The following is a 25483-nucleotide window of genomic DNA, read 5'->3' as shown; positions in this document are numbered from 1 at the left end:
CCCCTCGCACCTCGCCCAGAAGGCACACCATGTACAGACTCTTCTTCAACCTCGTCTTCAAGCGCATGGACCCCGAGCAGGCCCACTACCTGGCCTTCCGCTGGATCCGCCTCGCCGCCCGCGTCCCTGTGCTCCGCACCTTCGTCGCCGCAGTCCTCGCCCCGCGTTACTCCTCGCTCCGCACGGAGGCATTCGGCCTGCGCATGCACGGCCCGTTCGGCCTCGCAGCCGGCTTCGACAAGAACGCCGTCGCGATCGACGGGATGTCGATGCTCGGCTTCGACCACATCGAGATCGGTACGGTCACCGCCCAGCCGCAGCCCGGCAACCCCAAGAAGCGACTCTTCCGCCTCGTGAAGGACCGCGCGCTGATCAACCGCATGGGGTTCAACAACGAGGGCTCCGAAGCCGTGGCGGCCCGCCTGGCGGCCCGTAACCCCGTCTTCCGGACCGTCGTCGGCGTCAACATCGGCAAGACCAAGGTCGTCCCGGAGGAGGAGGCCGTCGCCGACTACGTCACCTCCACCGAGCGCCTCGCCGCCCACGCCGACTACCTGGTCGTCAACGTCTCGTCCCCGAACACTCCCGGACTGCGCAACCTCCAGGCCACCGAGTCGCTGCGCCCGCTGCTGACCGCCGTGCGCGAGGCGGCCGACCGTACGGTCACCGACCGCCGCGTCCCGCTCCTCGTCAAGATCGCGCCCGACCTGGCCGACGAGGACGTCGACGCCGTCGCCGACCTGGCGCTTGAGCTCGGCCTCGACGGCATCATCGCCACCAACACCACCATCGCCCGCGAGGGCCTCGGCCTGAAGTCGGACCCGGCCCTCGTCAAGGAGACCGGCGGACTGTCCGGGGCGCCCGTCAAGGCGCGCTCCCTGGAGGTCCTGCGCCGCCTGTACGCCCGCGTGGGCGACCGGATCACCCTGGTCGGCGTCGGGGGCATCGAGAACGCCGAGGACGCCTGGCAGCGCATCCTCGCGGGCGCCACGCTCGTCCAGGGCTACAGCGCCTTCATCTACGAGGGCCCGTTCTGGGGCCGCGCCATCCACAAGGGCCTGGCCGCACGCCTCGCCAACAGCCCGTACGCCACCCTCGCCGACGCCGTCGGCGCCGAGACCCGGAAGGCCGCCAAGTGAAGACTCCCGAGCCCTTCGGCGCCCGCCTGCGCCGCGCCATGGACACCCGCGGACCGCTCTGCGTCGGCATCGACCCGCACGCCTCGCTGCTCGGCGCCTGGGGCCTGAACGACGACATCAAGGGCCTGGAGACCTTCACCCGCACCGTCGTGGAGGCCCTGGCCGACCGGGTCGCCGTACTCAAGCCGCAGTCGGCGTTCTTCGAGCGCTTCGGCTCGCGCGGCATCGCCGTGCTGGAGAAGGCGGTCGAGGAGTCCCGGGCTGCCGGTGCGCTGGTCCTGATGGACGCCAAGCGCGGCGACATCGGCTCGACCATGGGCGCGTACGCCGCTACGTACCTGGAGAAGGACTCGCCGCTGTTCTCGGACGCGGTCACGGTCTCGCCGTACCTCGGCTTCGGCTCGCTGCGCCCGGCCCTGGACGCTGCTGTGATCAACGGCTGCGGCGTCTTCGTCCTCGCGCTGACCTCGAACCCGGAGGGCGCCGAGGTGCAGCGCGCGACCGCCGCCGACGGCCGTTCCCTCGCCCAGCTGATGCTCGACCACATGGCGGCCGAGAACGAGGGCGCCGAGCCGCTCGGGTCGGTCGGCGCGGTGGTCGGCGCGACCCTCGGCGACGCGGGTGTCGACCTCGCCATCAACGGCCCGCTGCTGGCTCCCGGCATCGGCGCGCAGGGTGCGACTCCGGCCGATCTGCCGGGCGTCTTCGGCTCGGCGGTCCGCAATGTCGTGCCCAGCGTGAGCCGCGGCGTGCTCAGGCACGGCCCCGATGTCGCCGGACTGCGAGATTCCGCTTCTCGCTTCGCGGACGAGGTCCGTACGGCGGTCTCAGGAGCGTGAGAGGGGGCCGATCCGGCACCCGCCGACGGCTCCGCGAGTCATGTTGACGGAATCCTTACCCAAAACCAGGGTGTTATGTCTTAAATGTCCAGCTCGACAGAGGCTGACCAGGACTTTTCGTCTGTTCTCGCTGACTGGAGCGGTCATGGCCGCTAGTCTCCGTCGAGAGCAAACGTGCAGCTCGCTGTTCGTTGCTCGCCCTGGTGTGGGGCGACTAGCTTCCTCACCGGTCCGTATCCGACAGTTCGACATCCGAGGTGACGTAGGCGTGGCTCTTCCGCCCCTTACCCCTGAACAGCGCGCAGCCGCGCTCGAAAAGGCCGCCGCGGCTCGCCGGGAGCGGGCCGAGGTCAAGAATCGACTCAAGCACTCCGGCGCCTCTCTCCACGAGGTCATCAAGCAGGGACAGGAGAACGACGTCATCGGCAAGATGAAGGTCTCCGCCCTTCTTGAGTCTCTGCCCGGCGTGGGCAAGGTCCGCGCCAAGCAGCTCATGGAGCGACTCGGGATCTCCGAGAGCCGCCGTGTGCGCGGTCTGGGCTCCAACCAGATCGCCTCTTTGGAGCGCGAGTTCGGCGGCGGCCCCGCCTGACGTTCTCGGGCACTCCCGAGAACCTGGATAATCGCATCCATGGCTGCAACATCCCGGGGGACGACCCCCGTGCCCCCGGACGTACGTCCGCGGCTGACCGTGCTCTCCGGCCCCTCCGGGGTCGGCAAGAGCACGGTCGTCGCCCATATGCGCAAGGTCCACCCCGAGGTCTGGCTCTCGGTGTCGGCCACCACGCGCAAACCACGCCCCGGCGAGCGCCACGGCGTCCAGTACTTCTTCGTCAGTGACGAGGAGTTCGACAAGCTGGTCGCCAATGGTGAGCTGCTGGAGTGGGCCGAGTTCGCCGGCAATCGTTACGGCACGCCCCGGCATGCCGTGAACGAGCACCTCGAAGCGGGCGTGCCCGTGCTCCTGGAGATCGATCTCCAGGGCGCACGGCTGGTCCGTGAGTCGATGCCGGAGGCTCTGCTGGTATTCCTGGCCCCGCCCAGCTGGGACGAGCTGGTCCGCAGGCTGACCGGTCGCGGTACTGAGGCGCCCGATGTCATCGAGCGCCGTCTCAAGGCCGCAAAGGTCGAACTCGCCGCGGAGGCGGAGTTCGACGTCACCCTGGTCAACACCTCCGTCGAGGACGTGGCGCGTGAGCTGCTAGCCTTGATGGAAGTTGTTTGATCTTTGTTCCCTTTTTCTGGGTTTTCCCAGAAGTTTTCGGAAGGTAGAGCGTGTCCTCTTCCATTTCCACGCCCGAGGGCATCATCAACCCGCCGATCGACGAGCTGCTCGAGGCTACTGACTCGAAGTACAGCCTCGTGATCTACGCGGCCAAGCGCGCTCGTCAGATCAACGCGTACTACTCGCAGCTCGGTGAGGGTCTGCTCGAGTACGTCGGCCCTCTGGTGGACACCCACGTCCACGAGAAGCCGCTCTCGATCGCCCTGCGCGAGATCAATGCGGGCCTGCTGACCTCCGAGGCCATTGAGGGTCCGGCGCAGTAGTCAGCAGGCGCAGGAATCTTTTTCATCCCAGGCCCGGCAGTACGACTGCCGGGCCTGTGGTGTGTCATAGGGACGTAAACCGGAGAGCTAGCGGGGAGACGCAGTGGACAAGGCACGCAAGCCGAAGGTCGTGCTGGGGGTCAGCGGGGGCATCGCCGCATACAAGGCGTGCGAGCTGCTGCGGCGGCTGACCGAGTCCGGTCACGACGTACGGGTCGTGCCGACCGACTCGGCGCTGCACTTCGTGGGCGAGGCCACCTGGTCGGCGCTTTCCGGCAACCCCGTCTCGACCGAGGTCTGGTCCGACGTCCACGAGGTCCCGCACGTACGCATCGGTCAGCACGCCGACCTCGTCGTCGTCGCCCCCGCCACCGCCGACATGCTGGCCAAGGCGGCGCACGGCCTCGCAGACGACCTCCTCACCAATACGCTCCTCACCGCCCGCTGTCCGGTGATCTTCGCACCCGCCATGCACACCGAGATGTGGGAGCACCCGGCCACCCAGGAGAACGTCGCGACGCTGCGCCGCCGCGGGGCGGTCGTCGTCGAGCCCGCGGTGGGCCGGCTGACCGGTGTCGACACGGGCAAGGGGCGGCTGCCCGACCCGGACGAGATCTTCGAGCTCTGCCGCCGGGTCCTCGCGCGCGGCGTCAGCGAACCGGACCTCGCGGGCCGCCATGTCGTGATCAGCGCGGGCGGTACGCGCGAACCGCTCGACCCCGTGCGGTACCTGGGCAACCGTTCCTCCGGCAAGCAGGGCTACGCCCTGGCCCGCACCGCCGTCGCGCGCGGCGCCCGGGTCACGCTCATCGAGGCCAACACCGGCCTGCCGGACCCGGCCGGCGCCGACGTCGTCCGCGTGGGGACCGCGGTGCAGCTGCGCGAGGCCGTGCTCAAGGCGGCCGCCGACGCCGACGCGGTGGTGATGGCGGCGGCCGTCGCCGACTTCCGCCCGGCGGCGTACGCCTCGGGAAAGATCAAGAAGAAGGACGGCCAGGAGCCCGCGGCCGTCGAGCTGGTCCGTAATCCCGACATCCTCGCCGAGCTCGCCAAGATCGCAGCCGAGCGGAGCAAGCCCGGCCAGGTGGTCGTCGGCTTCGCCGCCGAGACCGACAACGTCCTCGCCAACGGCCGGGACAAGCTCCGGCGCAAGGGCTGTGACCTGCTGGTCGTCAATGAGGTGGGGGAGCGCAAGACGTTCGGCTCCGAGGAGAACGAAGCCGTGGTGCTCGCCGCCGACGGGGACGAGACCCCGGTTCCGTACGGACCCAAGGAAGCCCTCGCCGACACGGTCTGGGACCTTGTGACACGTCGACTGGGTTAATTCTTGGCCGCTTCACGGGCCGTCCCAAACCGGGGAAATCCCGGCGTTGTGCCCTCTGGCGGCGGGTGTTGGAGGTGCTGCACAATGCAGTGCCGCTGGTCACACGGCTCCCACGAAGCGAGACGCGTGGCCCGCCGACCGGATGCGACCGATAAACTGATGCCGGAACGACGCCGGGCGCAGCTCCCGGCCCGTTCCATCAATGATCAGCCAGCAGCCGCTGCAACCCCAGGGAGCGATGTGTCCCGCCGCCTGTTCACCTCGGAGTCCGTGACCGAGGGCCACCCCGACAAGATCGCTGACCAGATCAGCGACACGATCCTCGACGCGCTCCTGCGGGAAGACCCGTCCTCCCGGGTCGCCGTGGAGACCTTGATCACCACCGGCCTCGTGCACGTGGCCGGCGAGGTGACCACCAAGGCCTACGCCGACATTCCCACGCTCGTACGCAACAAGATCCTCGACATCGGGTACGACTCCTCGAAGAAGGGCTTCGACGGCGCCTCCTGCGGCGTGTCGGTGTCCATCGGCGCGCAGTCCCCCGACATCGCGCAGGGTGTCGACACGGCGTACGAGACCCGGGTCGAGGGCGATGAGGACGAGCTCGACAAGCAGGGCGCCGGCGACCAGGGCCTGATGTTCGGCTACGCGTGCGACGAGACCCCGGAGCTCATGCCGCTCCCGATCCACCTCGCGCACCGCCTCTCCCGCCGCCTGTCCGAGGTGCGCAAGAACGGGACCATCCCCTACCTGCGTCCCGACGGCAAGACCCAGGTCACCATCGAGTACGACGGCGACAAGGCTGTCCGCCTCGACACGGTCGTGGTCTCCTCGCAGCACGCGAGTGACATCGACCTGGACTCGCTGCTCGCTCCCGACATCCGCGAGTTCGTCGTCGAGCACGTCCTCAAGGGGCTCCTCGACGACGGCATCAAGCTGGACACCGAGGGCTATCGCCTGCTGGTCAACCCGACCGGACGCTTCGAGATCGGCGGCCCGATGGGCGATGCCGGCCTCACCGGCCGCAAGATCATCATCGACACGTACGGCGGCATGGCCCGCCACGGCGGCGGCGCCTTCTCCGGCAAGGACCCGTCCAAGGTCGACCGCTCGGCGGCGTACGCGATGCGCTGGGTTGCCAAGAACGTCGTCGCCGCGGGCCTCGCCGCGCGCTGCGAGGTCCAGGTCGCCTACGCGATCGGCAAGGCGGAGCCGGTCGGGCTCTTCGTCGAGACCTTCGGAACGGCGACGGTCGGCACCGAGAAGATCGAGACGGCCATCGGTGAGGTCTTCGACCTCCGCCCGGCCGCGATCATCCGCGATCTCGACCTGCTGCGCCCGATCTACGCCCAGACGGCGGCGTACGGCCACTTCGGCCGCGAGCTGCCCGACTTCACGTGGGAGCGCACGGACCGCGTGGAGGCACTGCGCAAGGCCGCGGGGCTGTAACCCGCACACTGCTCGGCAGCGACGGCCCCGGACCGGGATGGTCCGGGGTCGTCGTGCGTACTGGCTGTGCGTACTGGCTGTGCGTTCGGGCTGTCAGTGGTGTCTGGTAGGAATTTGGTTGTGAGCAGGGAGAACGAGCGGTCCGAAGAGCCCCGGGCAGGGGCGCCGGAGCAGCTTGCGCTCATTCGGGAGACCGTGCGGAAGGCGAAGGTTCCGAAGGCCAAGCCGCGGACGTGGCGGGGGGCTCCTCTGGCCAAGGAGCTGCCCGTTGCGCGGGTCATGGTCGACAAGGGGGTGCTGCACCTCGACAAGTACTTCGACTATGCCGTGACGGAGGAGCTGGACGCCGTCGCGCAGCCCGGGGTGCGGGTGCGGGTGCGGTTCGGGGCCGGGGCGCACAACGTGCGTGAGGGGCGTCGTGAGGGCGGCGGGATGATCGACGGCTTCCTCATAGAGCGGCGGGCCGAGTCGGACTACGCCGGGCCTCTCGCGGCGCTCGCCTATGTGGTGTCACCGGAGCCGGTGCTCAGCCCGGAGCTGCTGGAGCTGTCGCGGGCGATCGCCGACCGTTACGCCGGGAGCCTCGCCGACGTACTGCAGCTGGCGATCCCGCCGAGGAACGGGCCTGCCGAGGCGAAGCCGTCGCCGGAGCCGTTGCCGCCGCCCGCTGTGGCGGAGGCGGGGACGTGGGAGCGGTATGCCCAAGGGCCTGCTTTTTTGCGGGAGTTGGCGGGCGGTGGCGCGCCGCGGGCCGTGTGGACCGCGTTGCCGGGGCCGCACTGGCCGGACGAGCTGGCCCGTGCGGTGGCGGCTACGCTCGCTTCGGGGCGGGGCGCGCTGGTCGTCCTGCCGGACGGGCGCAGTGCGGCGCGGGTGGATGCCGCGCTCACCGCGCTGGTGGGGAAGGGGCAGCATGTTCTGCTGACCGCCGATGCCGGGCCCCAGAAGAGATACCGGCAGTGGCTGGCCGTGCGGCGCGGGTCGGTGCGGGCGGTTGTCGGGACGCGGGCCGCGATGTTCGCTCCCGTGGCGGACCTGGGGCTCGTCGTGGTGTGGGACGACGGGGATTCGAGCCACAGCGACGACAACGCGCCGTTTCCGCATGTGCGGGAGGTGCTGGAGCTGCGCGCGCAGCACAGCAAGTGCGCGTTTCTGCTGGGCGCCGTCAGTTGCACGGTGGAGGCGGCTCAGCTCGTCGAGGGGAAGTGGGCGGCGCCGCTGCGCGCGGGGCGCGAGCAGGTGCGCGCCGCGGCCCCGCTGATACGCACCGTCGGTGACGTGGAGCTGGCGCGGGACGGGGCGGCGCGGGCCGCACGGCTGCCCAGTCTGGCCTGGCAGACCGTGCGGGACGGGCTCAAGTCAGGTCCGGTGCTTGTGCAGGTGCCGCGGCGCGGGTACGTGCCGAGCCTCGCCTGCGAGCGGTGCCGTACGCCCGCCAGGTGCCGGCACTGTGCTGGGCCGCTCGAAGCGGCCGACCAGCAGGAACTCCATTGCGGATGGTGCGGCCGGGACGCGGCCGGGTGGCGCTGCGGCGAGTGCGGGAGCGTGCGGCTGCGGGCCCAGATGGTCGGCGCCAAGCGCACGGCGGAGGAGCTGGGGCGGGCGTTTCCGGCGGTGCCGGTGCGTACGTCCGGGCGTGATCATGTGCTGGATTCGGTGCCGGGTGCGCCCGCGCTCGTCGTGAGCACGCCGGGGGCGGAGCCGGTGGCCGAGGGCGGATACGCCGCTGCGCTGCTGCTGGACGGCTGGGCGATGCTCGGGCGGCCGGATCTGCGGGCCGGGGAGGAGGCACTGCGGCGCTGGATCAGCGCTGCGGCGCTGGTCAGGGGGCATGGCGAGGGCGGCACCGTGGTCGTGGTGGCCGAGCCGACGCTGCGGCCGGTGCAGGCGCTGGTGCGGTGGGACCCGGTGGGGCATGCGCAGCGCGAGCTCGCGGAGCGTGCGGAGCTTGGCTTTCCGCCGGTGTCCCGGATGGCCGCGGTGAGTGGGCGCCCCGAGGCGGTCGCCGCGTTTCTGGCGGCTGCCGAATTGCCGGGAGACGCCGAGGTGCTGGGGCCGGTGCCGCTGCCCGTGGCGGAACCGGGCCGGCCGCGCAGGCCCGGGGATCCTCCGGTGGGCGAGGTGTGGGAGCGCGCACTGCTCAGGGTGCCGCCGGGCAGCGGGGCGGCGCTGGCTGCGGCGCTGAAGTCTGCGCAGGTGGCGCGGCTGGTTCGCGGGGGCGGGGATCCGGTGCGGATCAGGATCGATCCGCTCGACATCGGGTGAGCTAGACATTGGGTGAGCGGGCGGCCTCGCCCGTGAGTGTGCCCCGCCGTACGGGCGGCTGGATAGGGGTGGCCCGGGCTGGTGCGGAGGGGAGCGTCAATGCGGGTTGCCTGCGGCGCGGCGCTGTTCTCCTACCCGCCCCTTCCCGGCTGTGACATGTGCGGCTCCGCCGCGTGGGGCAAGACACCAGACCCCATGGCGCTGCTCGCGGCCGAGGCGGGAAGGTGGCACGGGCTGCGGCCAAGGCCCGAGGCCTGCGGCCAGTGGCCCACCGGCTTATCGCCTATGGGGCCACGGGCTCCAGGGGCACGGTCGGCGCGGCCGCCGACAGCGGGCGGTCGCGGCCCCCGCCCGCGCCGCAGACTTCGGCCGCCCCGGTGTACGCGCCGTGTCGGCGTACTCGCGGGGCGGCCGGGCGGGGGGTAGGAAACGTCAGCCGTTGCGGGGGCCCGGGAAGGCGTTGGGGCGGGCGTCCTCGCGCAGGGCGTGGCCGGCCGGTGTCGGCTGCGGTGGCATCGAGCGGGCTGCGGGCACCGCGGGCAGGACCGGCGGGGCCGGCAGTGTGCGTGTCGTGGTCGCTGCCGGCGTTTCGACGGCGAGCTCGCCCTCGGTGGAGGCACCGGTCTGCGCCGCCGCCCGCCGGGCGCCGTAACGCCGGTGCACCGCCTGCTTCGTGACCCCGAGGGCCGAGCCCACCGCGTCCCAGGAGAAACCGAGCGAACGGTCGAAGTCCACGGCGGCTGTCACCAGCGTCTCGACGCTGTCCCGCAGTTCCTGCGCGAGGCGGACGGTCGGGGCGGGCGCCCTGCCGTAGACGACGAAGCCCGTGGACGGGCCGGAACGACGCGGGCGGTAGACGTTGCCGAGTTGGGCGGTGAGGGTGCGCAGTGCGTCCACCTGCCGCCGGACCCGCTCGATGTCCCGTACCAACAGATGCAGGCTGGCCCGTGCTTGGGCGTCGTGGGTGGCGTGGTCGGCCATGAACAAGCCTCTCGAACCGGCGTAGAAGAAGGGAGGGAGGAAAGGAAGGTCGGGGCCGCTGTCGGGCCGTTCGGTCAATCTCTCTTGACAACGCGCCACCGGCACCGGGGTCACGCTGATGGGGCGTACCCGTATATGCGCGGGGCGCACGGATGCGCGTACGCCCCCTGCCGGCCCGGCCCATAGACTGGTGCGCCTTCCGATTCCGCCATCGTCCGTACGCTGCCGATACCTTCCCGCCCGAGAGGCCCGCGCCACCGATGAAGCTCGTCTTCGCAGGCACCCCCGAGGTCGCCGTACCCGCCCTGGACGCCCTGATCGCCTCCGACCGGCACGAAGTTTCCGCCGTCGTCACCCGGCCCGACGCCCCCGCGGGCCGCGGCCGCAGGCTGGTCGCCAGCCCCGTCGCCGAGCGGGCGGCGGAGGCAGGTATCGAGGTGCTCAAGCCGGTCAGCCCGCGTGACGAGGACTTCCTCGCGCGGCTGCGCGAGATCGCGCCCGACTGCTGCCCCGTCGTCGCGTACGGCGCGCTGCTGCCCAAGGCCGCCCTCGACATCCCGGCCAGGGGCTGGGTCAATCTGCACTTCTCCCTGCTGCCCGCCTGGCGCGGCGCGGCCCCCGTCCAGCACGCGATCCTCGCGGGCGACGAGGTCACGGGCGCCTCGACGTTCCTGATCGAGCAGGGGCTCGACTCCGGGCCCGTGTTCGGCGTACTCACCGAGCAGGTACGGCCCACCGACACCAGCGGCGACCTGCTCACGCGGCTCGCCTTCGCCGGTTCCGGGCTGCTCGCCGCCACCATGGACGGCATCGAGGACGGCACGCTGCACGCCGTGCCGCAGCCCGCGGAAGGCATCTCGCTCGCACCCAAGCTCACCGTCGAGGACGCGCAGGTGGACTGGACGGCGCCCGCGCTGCGCGTCGACCGGCTGGTGCGCGGCTGCACGCCCGCACCTGGGGCGTGGACGCTGTTCCGCGGTGAGCGGCTCAAGCTGGTCGCCGTGAAGCCGCTGCCCGACCGCGCGGACCTGGCCCCCGGCGAGCTGTCCGCGGCCAAGAAGAATGTGTACGCCGGAACCGGATCGCACGCCGTCGAGCTGCTCTGGGTCCAGCCGCAGGGCAAGAAGCCGATGCTCGCCGCCGACTGGGCGCGCGGCGTGCGGATCGCCCCGGGAGAGCACCTGGGCGTGGCGGACGTACGCTGAGAGGGTTCGTCCCCCTCTCAAGCGGAGCACCTTTTACGTGAACGACCAGCCTCGTAGCCGTCCTGCCAAGCGTCCGGCCAAGCCGCACCGGCGTCCCCAGAAGGACCCGGTCCGGTTCCTCGCCTTCGAGGCGCTGCGCGCCGTCGACGAGCGCGACGCGTACGCGAACCTCGTCCTGCCGCCGCTGCTCAAGAAGGCCCGCGCCAAGGGCGACTTCGACGCGCGCGACGCGGCGCTCGCCACCGAGCTGGTGTACGGGACGCTGCGCCGCCAGGGCACGTACGACGCGGTCATCGCGGCGTGCATCGACCGGCCGCTGCGCGAGGTGGACCCGCCGGTTCTCGACGTACTGGCGCTCGGCGCGCACCAGTTGCTCGGCACCCGCATCCCCACGCACGCCGCCGTCTCGTCGAGCGTGGAGCTGGCGCGGGTGGTGCTCGGCGAGGGGCGGGCCAAGTTCGTCAACGCCGTTCTGCGCAAGATCGCCGCTCAGGAGCTCGACGCCTGGGTGAAGCAGGTCGCGCCGCCGTACGACGACGACGCCGAGGCCCACCTCGCCGTCGTCCACTCCCACCCGCGCTGGATCGTCACCGCCCTGTGGGACGCGCTGGGCGGCGGCCGGGCCGGTATCGAGGACCTCCTCGAAGCCGACAACGAGCGGCCCGAGGTGACACTCGTCGCCCGCCCGGGCCGCTCCACGCCCGACGAACTGCTGGACGTACTGGGCGAGGACTCCGGGCTGCCCGGCCGCTGGTCGCCGTACGCCGTGCGGCTGGCCGAGGGCGGCGAGCCCGGAGCCATCGAGGCCGTGCAGGACGGCCGGGCCGGCGTCCAGGACGAGGGCAGCCAGCTCGTCGCCGTCGCCCTCGCCAACGCGCCCGTCGAAGGCCCGGACGAGCGCTGGCTCGACGGCTGCGCGGGTCCCGGCGGCAAGGCGGCCGTGCTCGGCGCACTGGCCGCCCAGCGTGGCGCCGCGCTGCTGGCCTCCGAGAAGCAGCCGCACCGCGCCCGCCTCGTCGAGCGCGCGCTCGCGGGCAACCCCGGCCCGTACCAGGTCATCGCCGCCGACGGCCTGAACCCGCCGTGGTTCCCGGGCACCTTCGACCGCGTCCTGATGGACGTTCCGTGCTCGGGGCTGGGCGCGCTGCGCCGCCGTCCCGAGGCGCGTTGGCGTCGCCGCCCGGAGGACCTGGAGAGCTTCGCTCCGCTCCAGCGCGGGTTGCTGCGCGAGGCGCTGAAAGCGGTGCGCGTGGGCGGCGTCGTGGGGTACGCGACGTGCTCACCGCACCTCGCCGAGACGCGGATCGTCGTGGATGACGTGCTCAAGGGGCGCGGCGGGCACCGGCCGGTCGAGGCGGAGTGGATCGACGCCCGACCGCTGATGCCGGGTGTTCCGGCGCTGGGCGACGGACCCGACGTACAGCTGTGGCCGCACATGCACGGTACGGACGCGATGTATCTCGCGCTGCTGCGCCGTACGGCCTAGGGGGCACCGCTCCGTACCCGTTCCCGCGGGGGCGGCCCGCCTGTGTCCGGCGGGGCGTCCTCGCGGGCGAGTCGGCTCGGCCACCACACCTTCGGTCCGACGTCCAGGAACAGTGCTGTGACCAGCACGGACCGTACGACGAAGGTGTCCAGCAGCACGCCCAGCGCGACCGCGAAGCCGATCTCCGCGAAGGCGACCATCGGCAGTGTGCCCAGAGCCGCGAACGTGCCCGCGAGGACCAGGCCGGCCGAGGTGATGACCGCGCCTGTGGCCGCCAGGCCGGTCACCACGCCCGGCCTGGTGCCCTGGCGGCGGGCCTCCTCGCGGATCCGCGTGGACAGGAAGATGTTGTAGTCGATGCCCAGGGCCACGAGGAACACGAAGACGAAGAGTGGGAAGTCCGTCGACTCGCCCGCGTAGTCGAAGATGTACCGGAACGCGAGCGCGCTCACGCCCAGCGCGGCGGCGAACGAGAGCACGACGGTCCCGATCAGCAGCAGCGGGGCGATGACCGCCCGCAGCAGCACCATCAGCACCAGCATCACCACGGCCAGCACCAGCGGGATGATCAGGACGTTGTCGTGGGTGGTGGCCTCCTCCGCGTCGAGCAGGGCGGCCGTACCGCCGCCCACCTGGGCGTCGGCGTCCGGGACGGCGTGCACCGCGTCCCGTGTCCGCTCCACCGTGTCCTTGGCCGCCGCGCTGTCGGCGGGATCCGTCATCGTCGCTTCGACGAGCACACGGCCCTCGTGCACGGGCTTCGTACCCGGCGGTACGGCGATGGACTGCGGCAGTACGCCCCGGGTCTGCGCAACCGTCTCGCCGACCTGCCGGGCCTGCGCCACGTTGGTGATGATCACCAGCGGATCGCCGCTGCCCGCCGGGAAGTATCTGGCCTGGACCTCCTGCCCGGTGATCGAATCGGGTGTGCCGGTGAAGGCGTCGGCATTGCTGATGCCCGCGGCGCGCAGCTGCGTCAGCCCCAGGGCGAAAACGGCGAGCACGAGAGTGGTGGCGGCCCAGATCGCGCGCGGACGGCGGGCGATGCGCCCGCCGGAGCGTGCCCAGATGCCGCGCTCGGTGGGCTCCGGCGAGCCGAAGTGCGGGATCACCGGCCAGAAGATCCAGCGGCCGAAGATCACCAGCAGGGCGGGGAAGAGCGTCAGCATGGCCAGCAGGGCGACCGCCACGCCGATCGCGGCGACGGGACCGAGTCCGCTGGTGGAGTTCATCTCCGCGAAGATCAGCACCAGCATGCCCAGCACCACGGTCGCGCCACTGGCCAGCACCGCAGGGCCCGCGCGGTGCAGCGCCAGGGCCATCGCCTCGTGCCGGTCCTCGTGGCGGCGCAGCTCCTCGCGGTAGCGGGCGACCAGCAGCAGGGCGTAATCCGTACCCGCTCCGAAGACGAGGACCGTGAGGATGCCCGCGCTCTGCCCGTTGACGGTCAGGTCGGCGTGCTCCGCCAGCAGATAGATCAGCGCCTGCGCGGCGGACAGTGCGCCGATGACCGAGATCACCGGGACGATCAGCAGCGACGGACTGCGGTAGGTGATCAGCAGCATCACGATCACCACACCGAGCGCCGAGAGCAGCAGCGTCGAGTCGATGCCCTCGAAGGCCTCGGAGAAGTCGGCCGCGGTGCCGCCGGGCCCGGTGATGTGCACAGCGAGTCCGGAATCGCCCGCGCCGGTTTCCGCGCGGATGGAGTCGACGGCGGGCGCGATCCGCTCCCAGCCCTTCTCGTCCATCGTGATCGGTACGAAGACCTGGGCGGCCCGTGGGTCGTCGGGCCGGTCGAAGACGGGGCCGCGGGTCTCGTCGCCGCGCAGCCCGTGGTCCCGCAGCCCCTTTGCGGCGGCCACGTCGTCCGCGATGCGCGCGCGATCGGCCGCCGTGAGGCCGCTCTCCCGTGCGTACACGACGATCGCGGTGATGACCTCGGGCCTGAACTCCTCGGATTCCTCAAGGACTTGGGTGGACTCGGCCTTGCCGGGCAGCCACGACGCGGCGTCGTTGTCCTGGGCGTCCGTCAGCTTCGACGCCAGCGGGAAGGCCAGCATCATCACCAACAGCCACAGAACCACCACGACCCACTTGCTGCGGCGTCCGCAGACCAGGTGGGCCACGCCTTTTCGCGACGGCGGTCGAAGCTCCTGTACGTCCGGCATGGCGCCCCCAACAAGCCCCTCATAGCCGCTCGCGGTGGGCCGAATCGCCGGGATTTGCACTGACCGGGCTGATCCCGGGAGCCTCTGGTCCGTACCGAAGACCTACTGGGGACGTACCGGGGAGGGGAAGTGCCCCGGAACGTGGCAGGCTTGGCCCATGGCCGTTCAGATCAATCCCAGTATCCTCTCCGCCGACTTCTCTCGCCTGGCGGAGGAGGCGAAGGCAGTCGAAGGCGCCGACTGGCTGCATGTCGACGTGATGGACAACCACTTCGTGCCCAACCTCACGCTGGGTGTGCCGATCGTGGAATCTCTCAGCCGGGCGACGGACATCCCGCTGGACTGTCACCTGATGATCGAGGACGCCGACCGCTGGGCCCCGCAGTACGTCGAGGCGGGCGCGCGATCGGTCACCTTCCACGCCGAGGCCGCCGCCGCGCCCGTACGGACGGCGCGCGAGATCCGCGCCAAGGGCGCCCGCGCCTCCATGGCCCTCAAGCCCGCCACGCCGATCGAGCCGTACGAGGACCTGCTCCCCGAGCTCGACATGCTGCTGATCATGACCGTGGAGCCCGGCTTCGGCGGCCAGGCGTTCCTGGACATCATGCTGCCGAAGATCCGCCGCACCCGGGAGCTGATCTCCAAGCACGGCCTGGAGATGTGGCTCCAGGTCGACGGCGGCGTATCGGCCTTGACCATCGAGCGCTGCGCCGAGGCGGGCGCGGATGTCTTCGTCGCCGGTTCCGCCGTGTACGGGGCGGAGGACCCTGCCGCAGCGGTGCGCATGCTGCGCAACCAGGCGACCGAGGCGACGGCCTCCGCCGCCTGGGCATGCAACCACTGAGCCACAGCTCGGTGAACGCCCGCCCTTCGGGGCTGATCAACAACTCGCGGTCTGACAGGATGAACGGCGAGTCCAGAGTGTGAACAGCAGTGAGGAGAACGCGGTGTCTGCTATGTCGGCGGGTCGGTCAGCCCTGCGGATGGGACCCGCTGAGCTGGTGCAGGCGGCGGCCATGGCCCGCCGCTTCTACCTGGAGGGCAAGTCCAAGATCCAGATTGCCGAGGAGTTCGGCGTCAGCCGCTTCAAGGTGGCCCGGGTCCTGGAGACGGCGCTCGAACGTGATCTCGTACGCATCGAAATCCGCGTACCCGCCGAGCTGGACGCGGAGCGCTCCGACGCGCTCCGGGCGCGCTACGGCCTGCGGCACGCGGTCGTCGTCGAGTCCCCGGCGGACGCCGTCGACGAGACGACCACCGGCAGCGCCCCCACCGACCCGGAGAACCTGGGCGAGGTCGCGGCCGACCTGCTCGGCGAGCTGGTGACGGAAGGCGATGTGCTGGGCCTGGCCTGGGGCCGGTCCACCATCCACATGGCGGCCGCACTGCACCAGCTGCCGCCGTGCACGGTCGTCCAGCTGACGGGTGTGTACGACGCCGGGACGGCGGAGCGCGGCTCGGTCGAGGCCGTACGGCGTGCCGCCCAGGTGTCGGGGGGCGAGGCGCACCCGATCTACGCGCCGATGCTGCTGCCCGACCCGGCCACCGCGGCGGCGCTGCGCAACCAGACCGGCATCGCGCGCGCCTTCGAGTACTTCGACAAGGTGACGGTCGCGGCCGTCTCCATCGGCTCCTGGGAGCCGGGAATCTCCACGGTCCACGACATGCTCAGCGACGAGGAGCGGGCCCACTACGCCTCGCTGGGCGTCGCGGCCGAGATGTCCGCGCACCTCTTCGACGCGCAGGGCCGCCGGGTCGGGCGCGACCTGGGCGAGCGGTGCATCACCGTCGAGGCCGACCGGTTGCGGCGTATCCCCGAGGTTGTGGCGATCGCGGGCGGACTGCGCAAGGCGTCCGCCATCGACGCCGTACTGCGCTCCGGTCTGGTCACCAGCCTGGTCACGGACACCGCGGCGGCGGACTACCTGCTGGGGGAGACGGGAACGGCGCCTCGGCCCGCGCTGGACCGGGCAGACCCCGACGACGCGACGCGGTGATTGGAGGATCCGACCAGGGCACCCACTGTGACCTGGAGGATTGACCCGGAGGGTGTACCCGTGCGGTCGTGGGACACTGAAGTACGTGCGTTTTTCCCCGGCTGAAATGCCCGGGGGCCAACTCCGAACGACTGGGATGTTCAGCACGTGCGTTTCCTCAACGATCTGAAGCCGCCGTACGACCTGACGTACGACGACGTATTCATGGTGCCGAGCCGCTCGGCCGTCGGTTCCCGCCAGGGCGTGGACCTCGCAGCGCCCGACGGAACCGGCACCACCATCCCGCTGGTCGTCGCGAACATGACCGCGATCGCCGGCCGCCGGATGGCCGAGACCGTGGCCCGTCGCGGCGGGCTCGTCGTCATTCCGCAGGACATCCCGATAGACGTCGTCACCGATGTCGTCTCCTGGGTGAAGTCCCGCCACCTGGTGCTCGACACCCCGATCGTCCTGGCCCCCACGCAGACCGTCGCCGACGCGCTGTCGCTGCTCTCCAAGCGGGCACACGGCGCGGGCGTCGTCGTGGACGCGGACCGCCGTCCCATCGGTGTCGTCACCGACCACGACCTGACCGGCGTCGACCGCTTCACGCAGCTGTCCGAGGTCATGACCAGGGACCTGGTTCTCCTGGACGCCGACATCGACCCGCGCGAGGCCTTCAACCGGCTCGACGCCGCCAACCACAAGTACGCGCCCGCCGTCGACAAGGACGGCCGCCTCGCCGGTGTCCTGACCCGCAAGGGCGCCCTGCGCGCGACCCTCTACACGCCCGCCACCGACGCGGACGGCAAGCTGCGCATCGCGGCCGCCGTCGGCATCAACGGCGACGTCGCGGGCAAGGCGAAGCAGCTGCTGGACGCCGGTGTGGACGTGCTCGTCGTGGACACCGCGCACGGCCACCAGGAGTCGATGATCGCCGCGGTCAAGGCCGTGCGCACGCTCGACCCGCAGGTCCCGATCGTCGCGGGCAACATCGTCGCCGCCGAGGGTGTGCGCGACCTCATCGAGGCCGGCGCGGACATCATCAAGGTCGGTGTGGGCCCCGGCGCCATGTGCACCACCCGCATGATGACCGGCGTGGGCCGCCCGCAGTTCTCCGCCGTGATGGAGTGCGCCGCCGAGGCGAAGAAGTTCGGCAAGCACGTCTGGGCCGACGGCGGTGTCCGCCACCCGCGCGACGTCGCCATGGCGCTCGCCGCCGGTGCGTCCAATGTGATGGTCGGCTCCTGGTTCGCCGGTACGTACGAGTCGCCCGGCGACCTTCAGCACTCCGCCGACGGCCGCGCCTACAAGGAGTCCTTCGGCATGGCGTCCGCGCGCGCCGTCCGTAACCGTACGAGCGAGGAGTCGGCGTACGACAGGGCCCGCAAGGGGCTGTTCGAGGAGGGCATCTCCACCTCGCGCATGTTCCTCGACCCGGCCCGTCCGGGTGTCGAGGACCTGATCGACTCGATCATCGCGGGCGTCCGTTCCTCGTGCACGTACGCCGGTGCGAGCTCGCTGGAGGAGTTCGCCGAGAAGGCGATCATCGGTGTGCAGAGCGCCGCCGGTTACGCCGAGGGCAAGCCGCTGCACGCCAGCTGGAGCTGACGCTCCGCCGTCCGTCACCCCCGGCCGGTTCCCGCTTCGCGGGGACCGGCCGCGGTGCTCTGTACATGCTCTAGTACGCCTGGGCCGGTCGCGGCCAGGTCGCCCGTACCCGCTTGCCCTGCGGCAGCGGCCGGATCTCGACCCGGCCCGCCAGCCTGAGCACCATGGGCCAGCCGAATCCGCCGCCGCCGGAGAAGTCCGGCTCGCGGGGCACGGGCGGCTGTGCGCTGGAGTCGTCCATCTCGACCACCAGCTCCTCCAGGCCCGCGAGCAGCCTGAGCCGCCACCAGCCCGGGGTGTGCCTGACGGCGTTGGTCACCAGCTCGCTGACGACGAGCAGCACGGCGTCGAGGTCGGCCCAGGGGCAGTGCTGCGCCAGGTAATGGGCGGCGGCTTCCCGGGCCTTCGCGCTGTCTCCCTGCGGTGAATCCTGGACAGGCGAATCCAGGACCACCATGGGCGGTTCCTCAGTCATCACGTGCTCGCATACCCGGCCATCGCGAACCCATGGCCCCTCACGACCCGTCAGGTGTCACGCCGTGGGCGAACACGCGTCCCGGCCGGAGCGGGCGACGAAGTCCGCCTCCCGCAAGGCGGCCGCGACGGCATCCGCCATGAGGGCGTGGCCCGTGTCGTTCGGGTGCAGGCCGTCGGCCAGGTGTTCCGGGGTCAGGAGGCCGCGGCCCGGGAGCAGGGCGAGCCGGGTGTCACCCTCGGCGATACGGGCCCTGGTGGCCTCCTCCAGGGCCGTACGGAGGTCGCCGAGGGTGGCGGGCCCTGCGTTGGCCGTCCGCTCCGCGTCCGGGCGCAGGACGGGCGAGAGGACGAGTAGCGGGGTATCGGGATGGCCCCGGCGTACGAGGCCGATGAAGGCCCGCACCGTCTCGTACAGCAGGGGCGCGGAGAACGGGGCGCCGGACCAGCAGTTGGTGCCGAAGGCGAGGGTCAGGAGGTCCGCCGGGAGGGCCGCGAGCTGCTCGGCGGTGGCGAGCTCGCCCCTGGCGGCGCCCGCGTAGCCGAGGTTGACGGCGTCCAGGCCGAGCGCGCGGCCGGCCCGTGCGGGCCAGGCGTGGGCGGGGCGGGTGGACCACCAGCCTTCGGTGATCGAGTCGCCGTGGACCAGCCAGCGCGGCCGGCGGGGGGCCGGGGCGATGGCGCCGCCGGCCGCGCGCAGGCCGAGGATCTCGGGGGACACGCTCTCGGGCGGATGGACGGTGAAACTGCCCTGGAGGGCGGGGAGTTGGATCCGTACGACGGCCTCCTCCGCCGGGTCCGGGGTGAATTCCTGGACGAGAGCGTCGTCGTGCCACAGGGCGAAGGTGTGGGCGAGGCCGTGCAGCGCGTTGGTGGGGCCGGGCAGGGCGGCGCGGTAGTGGATGTCGACGGCGGTGGCGCCCCGGGCGGTGAACTCCAGCCGGACGCCGACGGGGACGCGGGAGCGTTCCCGGATGTCCCACGGCAGCCGGTCGAGGTCGGCGGGGTCCGCGCGGACCGCTCGTCCGCCGTCGAACCAGGCGACGCCGCGCAGGTAGGGCTTCGGGTCGAGCCACGTCATCGCTTGCCTCCCCATTGCTGGCCTCCGCATCGGTTGGCTCCGCATCGGTTGCCTCCGCATTTTGTCCGACGTACGGGCGCCGCAGGATGCGCCAGAGCTGACGGCACGTCAACCGGACAAAAGGGAAATCGAAAGGTGAGGCGCAACAAAGAGCCATCCGTCGCGCTTGTGCGCAATGATCGTTCGCCGATGCGCAAGGTTGCTGCATTACGGATCTGAACACACAGCTCGTAGGGTTCAACGCTGTACGTGGAGTGGCGGGGACCGCCTGCTCGGCGGTTCCCGAGCTCCGGGGTGTTTCAAGTCACCCCCGGAGCGGGCCCGCCGCGGTCGCCGCCTTCCCGATCGGCAGCGATAAGGAGCCACCCCAGTGTTGGACGCAGCGGCACCCGTCACCCCCCAACCGGAATCCGAGCGTCCGCATCTCGGCAACCGGCTGATGCGGCGCAAGCCCGTCGAACAGCTCGTCGCCGAGGGCGGCCAGGGCGACGGCGGCGCGCTCAAGCGCTCGCTCAGCATGTGGCAGCTGACGATGCTCAGCATCGGCGCGACCCTCGGCACCGGAATCTTCGTCGTGCTCGGCGAGGCCACCCCGATCGCCGGCCCCGCCGTCTGGATCGCCTTCATAGTCGCGGGCCTGACCGCCCTCTTCTCCGCGCTCTCCTACGCGGAGCTGGCCGGATCCATTCCGGTCTCCGGCTCCTCGTACTCGTACTCCTACGCCACCATGGGAGAGCTGGTCGCCTGGATCTGCGGCTGGTGTCTGATCCTCGAGTACGGCGTCTCCGTCGCGGCCGTCGCCGTCGGCTGGGGCCAGTACCTCAACGAACTGCTCGACGGGACCGTCGGGCTCACCATCCCCGAGACCTTCTCCGCGCCGATGGGCGAGGGCGGATACATCAACCTTCCCGCGCTCGTCGTGGTGATGCTCTGCATGATCTTCCTGGTCCGCGGCGCCAAGGAAAGCGCCCGCGTGAACTCGATCATGGTGGGCGTCAAGATCGTGACGCTGGTGCTGTTCATCGTGATCGGCTTCATGGGCATCAAGGCCGGCAACTACACCCCGCTCGCCCCGCTGGGCGTCACCGCCATCAGCTCCGCAGCGTCCCTGCTCTTCTTCTCGTACATCGGCTTCGACGCGGCCTCCACCGCAGGTGAGGAAGCGAAGAACCCGAAGCGGGACCTGCCGCGCGCGATCATGCTGTCCCTGCTGATCGTCACCGTGCTGTACTGCCTCGTCGCGTTCGTCGCCGTCGGCGCCATGCCGTGGCAGGACTTCGAGGGCACCGAAGCCGCCCTCGCCCAGATCATGCAGGACGTCACCGGGCACAGCTTCTGGAGCGTCGTCCTCGCGGCCGGTGCCGTCGTCGCCATCGCGAGCGTCGTCTTCGCCGTGCTCTACGGCCAGACCCGCATCCTCTTCGCGATGTCCCGAGACGGGCTCATCCCCAAGGTCTTCGCCAAGGTCGACAAGAAGACCGGCACCCCGCGTATCAACACGATCATCGTCTGCGTCTTCTGCGGAGTGCTGGCCGCCAGCATCCCGCTGGGTCAGCTCGCCAACGCCACCAGCATCGGCACGCTGTTCGCCTTCGCCCTGGTCAACGTGGCCGTCGTGATCCTGCGCTACAAGCGCCCCGACATGAACCGCACCTTCAAGGTGGCGCTGTTCCCGGTCACGCCGATCCTCGGCTTCCTCTTCTGCGGTTACCTGATGTTCGAGCTGCCCGGCGTCACCTGGGCGGTCTTCGCCGCCTGGATGGTGGGCGGACTCGTGATCTACTTCTTGTACGGCATGCGCCGCTCCAGCCTGGCCACCGCAGAGGCCGCCGCCGTAGAGGCCACGACAGAGAAGTGATCCACCGCCCGTGCGACTGAACGATCTCGACGAACGCATCGTCCACGCCCTCGCTGAGGATGCCCGCCGCTCGTACGCGGACATCGGATCCGAGGTCGGACTCTCCGCCCCCGCCGTCAAACGGCGGGTGGACCGGCTGCGCGCCGAGGGAGCGATCACCGGGTTCACCGTACGGGTGGACCCGGCGGCGCTCGGCTGGGAGACCGAGGGCTTCATCGAGATGTACTGCCGTCACAACACGTCCCCCGAGGACATCCGTCGTGGCCTGTCGCGCTACCCGGAGGTGGTGTCCGCGTCGACCGTCACCGGCGACGCGGACGCCGTCGTCCAGATCTTCGCCTCCGACATGCGGCACTTCGAGCGGGTGCTGGAGCGGATCGCGGGGGAGCCGTTCGTCGAGCGGACGAAGTCGGTGCTGGTGCTTTCGCCGCTGTTGCGGCGGTTCTCTTCGGGGGCGCCGGCGTAGGCGGTAGGTGCGGGTGCGGGTGCCTGCGGCGGTTTCCCCTCCCCGCCCCTTCCCGGCTGTGACATTTGCGGCTCCGCCGCGTGAGGGGGCAAGCCCCAGATCCCCGGACGGAGCTAGTTCGCCGGGCGGTCGAACTTCCACGGCAGGACCTTCAGGTCACCCGTGCCCGCCTTCGTCTTCTCGAACGGCGCCGAACTCACGCACTTCGGGAAGTCGTCCGGCGACTCCTGCGGCAGGCCGAGTGCGGCCCAGCTGTAGCCCAGCCCGTCCACCTTGCCCGTGTCGTGGACCGTGATGCCGACCCGCTTGCCCACCGCGTCCTTGAGGTCCCGGTCGGCCTTGGTGATGACGCCCGACACCACGGCCACCTTGCCGCCGGTTATGAGGCAGTCCACCTTCGCCTCGGTCGCGCCGCCCCAGTCGCCCATGTAGTGGCTGAAGCGGAAGGTGCCGTGCGCGGCCAGCGGGTTCTGCTTGTCCTTCGCGTCCAGGTGGGCGTCGAAGGACATCGTCACGTCGTCGCCCGCCTGCCGCTGGAGCTTGGCCGTGCCGGTCAGGGCGGCTGCCTCGCGCTCCTTCGCCGGGCCGCCCTTTCCGTCGGCCACCGCGGAACCTGCCGCCGTGGCGGTGGTGATCAGGAGCACGGCGGCGATCGCGGCGATCTTCGTACGGCGGTGCGTGAGACGACGGTTCATGACAGCCCCTCCGTAGGTGTTCCGAGCAGGTGTTCCGAGCAGGTGTTCCGACGCCCACCACTGTTCCGCCGGCGCCCCTTCCGCCACATCGCACGAGAGTCGGGTACGGCTCTCCGCCGCACGGCGGGGCGGGCTCGTTCCCCAGCAGGAGAGCTCGCGCAATGAATCACCGCCGCTCCGCCGAACTGCGCAACAGATCGACGGTCGGTCCGCAACGGTCGCGCCTTGTCCGAGCACGAGCGCGGAACGTACCGTTTTAAACGTCTCCCTCACCCCGCCCCACCTGCCCGAGGACTGCCATGCCGCCGCTGCGCACCGCCCTGCTCCAGAGCTCCGGCCGTCCTGGCTCCGTCGACGACAATCTCAGGGCTCTCGACGCGGCCGCCGGCCGTGCGGCGGCCGCAGGTGCCGGGCTGCTGGTCTGCCCCGAGATGTTCCTGACCGGCTACGCCATCGACGCGGACGTGCACCGGCTGGCCGAGCCCGCCGACGGCGACGCGGCCGACACCGTCGCCGACATCGCCGTACGCCACGGACTCGCCGTCCTCTACGGCTACCCGGAGCGCGACGGCGAGGTCGTCTACAACTCCGCCCAGCTGATCGGCCCCGACGGCGCGCGGCTCGGGAACTACCGCAAGACCCACCTCTTCGGCTGCTTCGAGGAGAAGTGGTTCACGCCCGGCGACGACACCGTCGTCCAGGCCGAGCTCGGCGGCCTCCGCGTCGGCATCATGATCTGTTACGACGTGGAGTTCCCGGAGAACGTCCGCGCCCACGCGCTCGCGGGCACCGACCTTCTCCTGGTGCCGACCGCCCTGATGCACCCGGCCGAGTTCGTCGCCGAATCGGTCGTCCCCGTCCGGGCCTTCGAGAACCAGATGTACATCGCGTACGTCAACAGGACCGGCCCCGAGGGCGAGTTCGAGTTCGTCGGCCTGAGCTGCCTCGCCGGACCCGACGGCGTCGCCCGCGCCCGCGCCGGCCGCGACCCCGAGCTGGTCATCGGCGACGCCGACCCCGAGCTCCTGCGGGCCTCGCGCGAGAACAATCCGTATCTGCAGGGCCGCCGCCCCGCCCTGTACACGTCCCTGGTCTGAGCCCTCCCCGCCTCACACCTTTCTGCCGCTTTGCAAGGAGTCCGTACCCCATGACGTCAACGGTGCCCACCGCTGTCCAGCACACCGACGCGCAGCCGCCGATCACCATGTTCGGTCCGGACTTCCCGTACGCGTACGACGACTTCCTCGCGAACCCGGCAGGGCTCGGCCAGATACCCGCGACCGAGCACGGCACCGAGGTCGCGGTCATCGGCGGCGGACTCTCCGGCATCATCGCCGCGTACGAGCTGATGAAGATGGGCCTCAAGCCCGTTGTCTACGAGGCCGACCAGATCGGCGGCCGGCTGCGTACCGTCGGCTTCGAGGGCTGCGACGAGTCCCTGACCGCCGAGATGGGCGCGATGCGCTTCCCGCCGTCCTCCACGGCGCTCCAGCACTACATCGACCTGGTGGGCCTGGAGACGAAGGCGTTCCCCAACCCGCTGGCTCCCGAGACCCCCTCGACGATCGTCGACCTCAAGGGCGAGTCCCACTACGCCGTGACCGTCGACGACCTCCCGCAGGTCTACCGCGACGTCATGAACGCGTGGAACGCCTGCCTGGAGGAGGGCGCCGACTTCTCCGACATGAACCAGGCGATGCGCGAGCGCGACGTTCCGCGCATCCGCGAGATCTGGGCGACGCTCGTAGAGAAGCTCGACAACCAGACCTTCTACGGCTTCCTGTGCGAGTCGGAGGCCTTCAAGTCCTTCCGTCACCGCGAGATCTTCGGCCAGGTCGGCTTCGGCACCGGCGGCTGGGACACCGACTTCCCGAACTCCATCCTGGAGATCCTGCGTGTCGTCTACACCGAGGCGGACGACCACCACCGCGGCATCGTCGGCGGCAGCCAGCAGCTCCCGGTCAGGCTCTGGGAGCGCGAGCCGCAGAAGATCGTGCACTGGCCGCTCGGTACGTCGCTGAAGTCCCTCCACGACGGGGAGCCGAAGCCCGCCGTGACGCGGCTGCACCGCACCGCGGGCAACCGGATCACGGTCACCGACGCCTCGGGCGACATCCGGACGTACCCGGCGGCGATCTTCACCGCCCAGTCCTGGATGCTGCTCTCCAAGATCGCGTGCGACGACTCGCTGTTCCCCATCGACCACTGGACGGCGATGGAGCGCACCCACTACATGGAGTCGTCCAAGCTGTTCGTGCCCGTCGACCGGCCGTTCTGGCTGGACAAGGACGAGGAGACGGGCCGGGACGTCATGTCGATGACGCTGACCGACCGGATGACCCGCGGGACGTATCTGCTGGACGACGGTCCGGACAAGCCGGCCACCATCTGCCTCTCGTACACCTGGTGCGACGACAGCCTCAAGTGGCTGCCGCTGTCCGCGAACGAGCGGATGGAGGTCATGCTCAAGTCCCTCGGCGAGATCTACCCGAAGGTCGACATCCGGAAGCACATCATCGGCAACCCGGTCACGGTGTCGTGGGAGAACGAGCCGTACTTCATGGGCGCCTTCAAGGCGAACCTGCCCGGCCACTACCGCTACCAGCGCCGCCTGTTCACCCACTTCATGCAGGACAGCCTCCCCGAGGACAAGCGCGGAATCTTCCTCGCGGGCGACGACATCTCCTGGACGGCCGGGTGGGCCGAAGGCGCCGTGCAGACCGCGCTCAACGCGGTGTGGGGCGTGATGCACCACTTCGGCGGTACGACCGACCCGACGAACCCGGGTCCCGGCGACCTCTACGACGAGATCGCCCCGGTCGAGCTGCCGGAGGACTAGGGCGTGTCCGGCGGATCAGGCCGGCTTCAGGGTGCGGCGCCATCTCAGAGCTGGTGAGCGGGGTCTGGTGCGTGCA

22 protein-coding genes are annotated in these 25483 nt (G+C 70.8%); 17 read left to right on the top strand and 5 right to left on the bottom strand.

Annotated elements, in window-relative coordinates; translation table 11 throughout:
- Window positions 1-29: 29 nt before the first annotated feature.
- From PXH83_RS02145 to PXH83_RS02110, 8 genes are all read left to right on the top strand, one after another.
- A complete protein-coding gene (locus PXH83_RS02145) occupies window positions 30-1139 on the top strand; it encodes a quinone-dependent dihydroorotate dehydrogenase (protein WP_274556029.1) in 1110 nt (369 codons plus the stop codon).
- A complete protein-coding gene (gene pyrF, locus PXH83_RS02140) occupies window positions 1136-1978 on the top strand; it encodes an orotidine-5'-phosphate decarboxylase (RefSeq protein WP_274556027.1) in 843 nt (280 codons plus the stop codon). The genes PXH83_RS02145 and pyrF overlap by 4 nt, the downstream gene beginning before the upstream one ends.
- Window positions 1979-2246: 268 nt before the next feature.
- Complete coding sequence (locus PXH83_RS02135; RefSeq protein ID WP_108147606.1) at window positions 2247-2570, top strand: integration host factor; 324 nt, start codon at window positions 2247-2249, stop codon at window positions 2568-2570.
- 39 nt (window positions 2571-2609) lie between these two features.
- Window positions 2610-3203, top strand: a complete 594-nt coding sequence (gene gmk / locus PXH83_RS02130) for a guanylate kinase (protein ID WP_214925828.1) — start codon at window positions 2610-2612, stop codon at window positions 3201-3203.
- A gap of 50 nt (window positions 3204-3253) precedes the next feature.
- Window positions 3254-3526 carry a DNA-directed RNA polymerase subunit omega gene (rpoZ, locus tag PXH83_RS02125; RefSeq protein WP_028814064.1) on the top strand — a complete coding sequence of 91 codons (273 nt, stop codon included), beginning with the start codon at window positions 3254-3256 and terminating at the stop codon, window positions 3524-3526.
- A 103-nt stretch (window positions 3527-3629) separates the two neighbouring features.
- Window positions 3630-4850, top strand: a complete 1221-nt coding sequence (coaBC, locus tag PXH83_RS02120; RefSeq protein ID WP_274556017.1) for a bifunctional phosphopantothenoylcysteine decarboxylase/phosphopantothenate--cysteine ligase CoaBC — start codon at window positions 3630-3632, stop codon at window positions 4848-4850.
- Between the two features lie 240 nt (window positions 4851-5090).
- Complete coding sequence (metK, locus tag PXH83_RS02115) at window positions 5091-6299, top strand: methionine adenosyltransferase (protein WP_214925816.1); 1209 nt, start codon at window positions 5091-5093, stop codon at window positions 6297-6299.
- 120 nt (window positions 6300-6419) lie between these two features.
- On the top strand, window positions 6420-8564 hold the full coding sequence (locus PXH83_RS02110; protein WP_274556011.1) for a primosomal protein N': 2145 nt from the start codon (window positions 6420-6422) through the stop codon (window positions 8562-8564).
- 432 nt (window positions 8565-8996) lie between these two features.
- On the opposite strand, the gene PXH83_RS02105 is transcribed toward PXH83_RS02110, so the two are convergent.
- Window positions 8997-9545, bottom strand: coding sequence for a hypothetical protein (locus tag PXH83_RS02105; protein ID WP_274556009.1), 549 nt, complete (start codon window positions 9543-9545; stop codon window positions 8997-8999).
- 260 nt (window positions 9546-9805) lie between these two features.
- On the opposite strand from PXH83_RS02105, the gene fmt reads away from it, so the two are divergent.
- Window positions 9806-10750, top strand: a complete 945-nt coding sequence (gene fmt / locus PXH83_RS02100; protein WP_274556006.1) for a methionyl-tRNA formyltransferase — start codon at window positions 9806-9808, stop codon at window positions 10748-10750.
- A 37-nt stretch (window positions 10751-10787) separates the two neighbouring features.
- Window positions 10788-12236 carry an RsmB/NOP family class I SAM-dependent RNA methyltransferase gene (locus tag PXH83_RS02095; RefSeq protein ID WP_274556004.1) on the top strand — a complete coding sequence of 483 codons (1449 nt, stop codon included), beginning with the start codon at window positions 10788-10790 and terminating at the stop codon, window positions 12234-12236.
- On the opposite strand, the gene PXH83_RS02090 is transcribed toward PXH83_RS02095, so the two are convergent.
- A complete protein-coding gene (locus tag PXH83_RS02090; RefSeq protein ID WP_274556001.1) occupies window positions 12233-14407 on the bottom strand; it encodes an MMPL family transporter in 2175 nt (724 codons plus the stop codon). The genes PXH83_RS02095 and PXH83_RS02090 overlap by 4 nt on opposite strands.
- 157 nt (window positions 14408-14564) lie before the next feature.
- Here PXH83_RS02090 and rpe point away from each other — a divergent pair, with 157 nt between their 5' ends.
- From rpe to PXH83_RS02075, 3 genes are all read left to right on the top strand, one after another.
- Window positions 14565-15251, top strand: a complete 687-nt coding sequence (gene rpe, locus PXH83_RS02085; RefSeq protein WP_274555999.1) for a ribulose-phosphate 3-epimerase — start codon at window positions 14565-14567, stop codon at window positions 15249-15251.
- A 79-nt stretch (window positions 15252-15330) separates the two neighbouring features.
- Complete coding sequence (locus PXH83_RS02080; RefSeq protein ID WP_274555997.1) at window positions 15331-16404, top strand: sugar-binding transcriptional regulator; 1074 nt, start codon at window positions 15331-15333, stop codon at window positions 16402-16404.
- Window positions 16405-16551: 147 nt separating this feature from the next.
- Window positions 16552-17994 (top strand): GuaB1 family IMP dehydrogenase-related protein, encoded by a 1443-nt coding sequence (locus PXH83_RS02075; protein WP_274555995.1) that lies wholly within the window; start codon window positions 16552-16554, stop codon window positions 17992-17994.
- Between the two features lie 70 nt (window positions 17995-18064).
- On the opposite strand, the gene PXH83_RS02070 is transcribed toward PXH83_RS02075, so the two are convergent.
- Together PXH83_RS02070 and PXH83_RS02065 are read right to left on the bottom strand one after the other, a co-directional pair.
- On the bottom strand, window positions 18065-18451 hold the full coding sequence (locus tag PXH83_RS02070) for an ATP-binding protein (RefSeq protein ID WP_274555993.1): 387 nt from the start codon (window positions 18449-18451) through the stop codon (window positions 18065-18067).
- A gap of 75 nt (window positions 18452-18526) precedes the next feature.
- Complete coding sequence (locus tag PXH83_RS02065) at window positions 18527-19549, bottom strand: GDSL-type esterase/lipase family protein (RefSeq protein WP_274555990.1); 1023 nt, start codon at window positions 19547-19549, stop codon at window positions 18527-18529.
- A gap of 370 nt (window positions 19550-19919) precedes the next feature.
- Here PXH83_RS02065 and PXH83_RS02060 point away from each other — a divergent pair, with 370 nt between their 5' ends.
- Both PXH83_RS02060 and PXH83_RS02055 read left to right on the top strand, forming a co-directional pair.
- On the top strand, window positions 19920-21407 hold the full coding sequence (locus tag PXH83_RS02060; protein ID WP_274555988.1) for an amino acid permease: 1488 nt from the start codon (window positions 19920-19922) through the stop codon (window positions 21405-21407).
- Window positions 21408-21417: 10 nt separating this feature from the next.
- Window positions 21418-21873, top strand: coding sequence for an Lrp/AsnC family transcriptional regulator (locus PXH83_RS02055; protein ID WP_214926112.1), 456 nt, complete (start codon window positions 21418-21420; stop codon window positions 21871-21873).
- Between the two features lie 113 nt (window positions 21874-21986).
- On the opposite strand, the gene PXH83_RS02050 is transcribed toward PXH83_RS02055, so the two are convergent.
- Window positions 21987-22568, bottom strand: coding sequence for a Repetin (locus PXH83_RS02050; protein ID WP_274555982.1), 582 nt, complete (start codon window positions 22566-22568; stop codon window positions 21987-21989).
- 299 nt (window positions 22569-22867) lie between these two features.
- On the opposite strand from PXH83_RS02050, the gene PXH83_RS02045 reads away from it, so the two are divergent.
- Both PXH83_RS02045 and PXH83_RS02040 read left to right on the top strand, forming a co-directional pair.
- Window positions 22868-23665, top strand: coding sequence for a carbon-nitrogen hydrolase family protein (locus tag PXH83_RS02045; RefSeq protein WP_274555980.1), 798 nt, complete (start codon window positions 22868-22870; stop codon window positions 23663-23665).
- Between the two features lie 50 nt (window positions 23666-23715).
- A complete protein-coding gene (locus PXH83_RS02040) occupies window positions 23716-25407 on the top strand; it encodes a flavin monoamine oxidase family protein (protein WP_274555979.1) in 1692 nt (563 codons plus the stop codon).
- Window positions 25408-25483: the final 76 nt, after the last annotated feature.

Source organism: Streptomyces spiramyceticus, from assembly GCF_028807635.1.
GTDB lineage: Bacteria > Actinomycetota > Actinomycetes > Streptomycetales > Streptomycetaceae > Streptomyces > Streptomyces spiramyceticus.
The sequence above is the reverse complement of the archived record's forward strand: the minus strand, read 5'-3'. Positions and strand labels throughout refer to the sequence as shown.

What these genes read in the sequence shown, in the direction of transcription:
- PXH83_RS02145 (WP_274556029.1), top strand. Translation starts at nt 30, where the DNA reads ATGTACAGACTCTTCTTCAACCTCGTCTTCAAGCGCATGGACCCCGAG.
- gmk (WP_214925828.1), top strand. Translation starts at nt 2,610, where the DNA reads ATGGCTGCAACATCCCGGGGGACGACCCCCGTGCCCCCGGACGTACGT.
- PXH83_RS02105 (WP_274556009.1), bottom strand. Translation starts at nt 9,545, where the DNA reads ATGGCCGACCACGCCACCCACGACGCCCAAGCACGGGCCAGCCTGCAT.
- fmt (WP_274556006.1), top strand. Translation starts at nt 9,806, where the DNA reads ATGAAGCTCGTCTTCGCAGGCACCCCCGAGGTCGCCGTACCCGCCCTG.
- PXH83_RS02090 (WP_274556001.1), bottom strand. Translation starts at nt 14,407, where the DNA reads ATGCCGGACGTACAGGAGCTTCGACCGCCGTCGCGAAAAGGCGTGGCC.
- rpe (WP_274555999.1), top strand. Translation starts at nt 14,565, where the DNA reads ATGGCCGTTCAGATCAATCCCAGTATCCTCTCCGCCGACTTCTCTCGC.
- PXH83_RS02070 (WP_274555993.1), bottom strand. Translation starts at nt 18,451, where the DNA reads ATGGTGGTCCTGGATTCGCCTGTCCAGGATTCACCGCAGGGAGACAGC.
- PXH83_RS02065 (WP_274555990.1), bottom strand. Translation starts at nt 19,549, where the DNA reads ATGACGTGGCTCGACCCGAAGCCCTACCTGCGCGGCGTCGCCTGGTTC.
- PXH83_RS02050 (WP_274555982.1), bottom strand. Translation starts at nt 22,568, where the DNA reads ATGAACCGTCGTCTCACGCACCGCCGTACGAAGATCGCCGCGATCGCC.
- PXH83_RS02045 (WP_274555980.1), top strand. Translation starts at nt 22,868, where the DNA reads ATGCCGCCGCTGCGCACCGCCCTGCTCCAGAGCTCCGGCCGTCCTGGC.
- PXH83_RS02040 (WP_274555979.1), top strand. Translation starts at nt 23,716, where the DNA reads ATGACGTCAACGGTGCCCACCGCTGTCCAGCACACCGACGCGCAGCCG.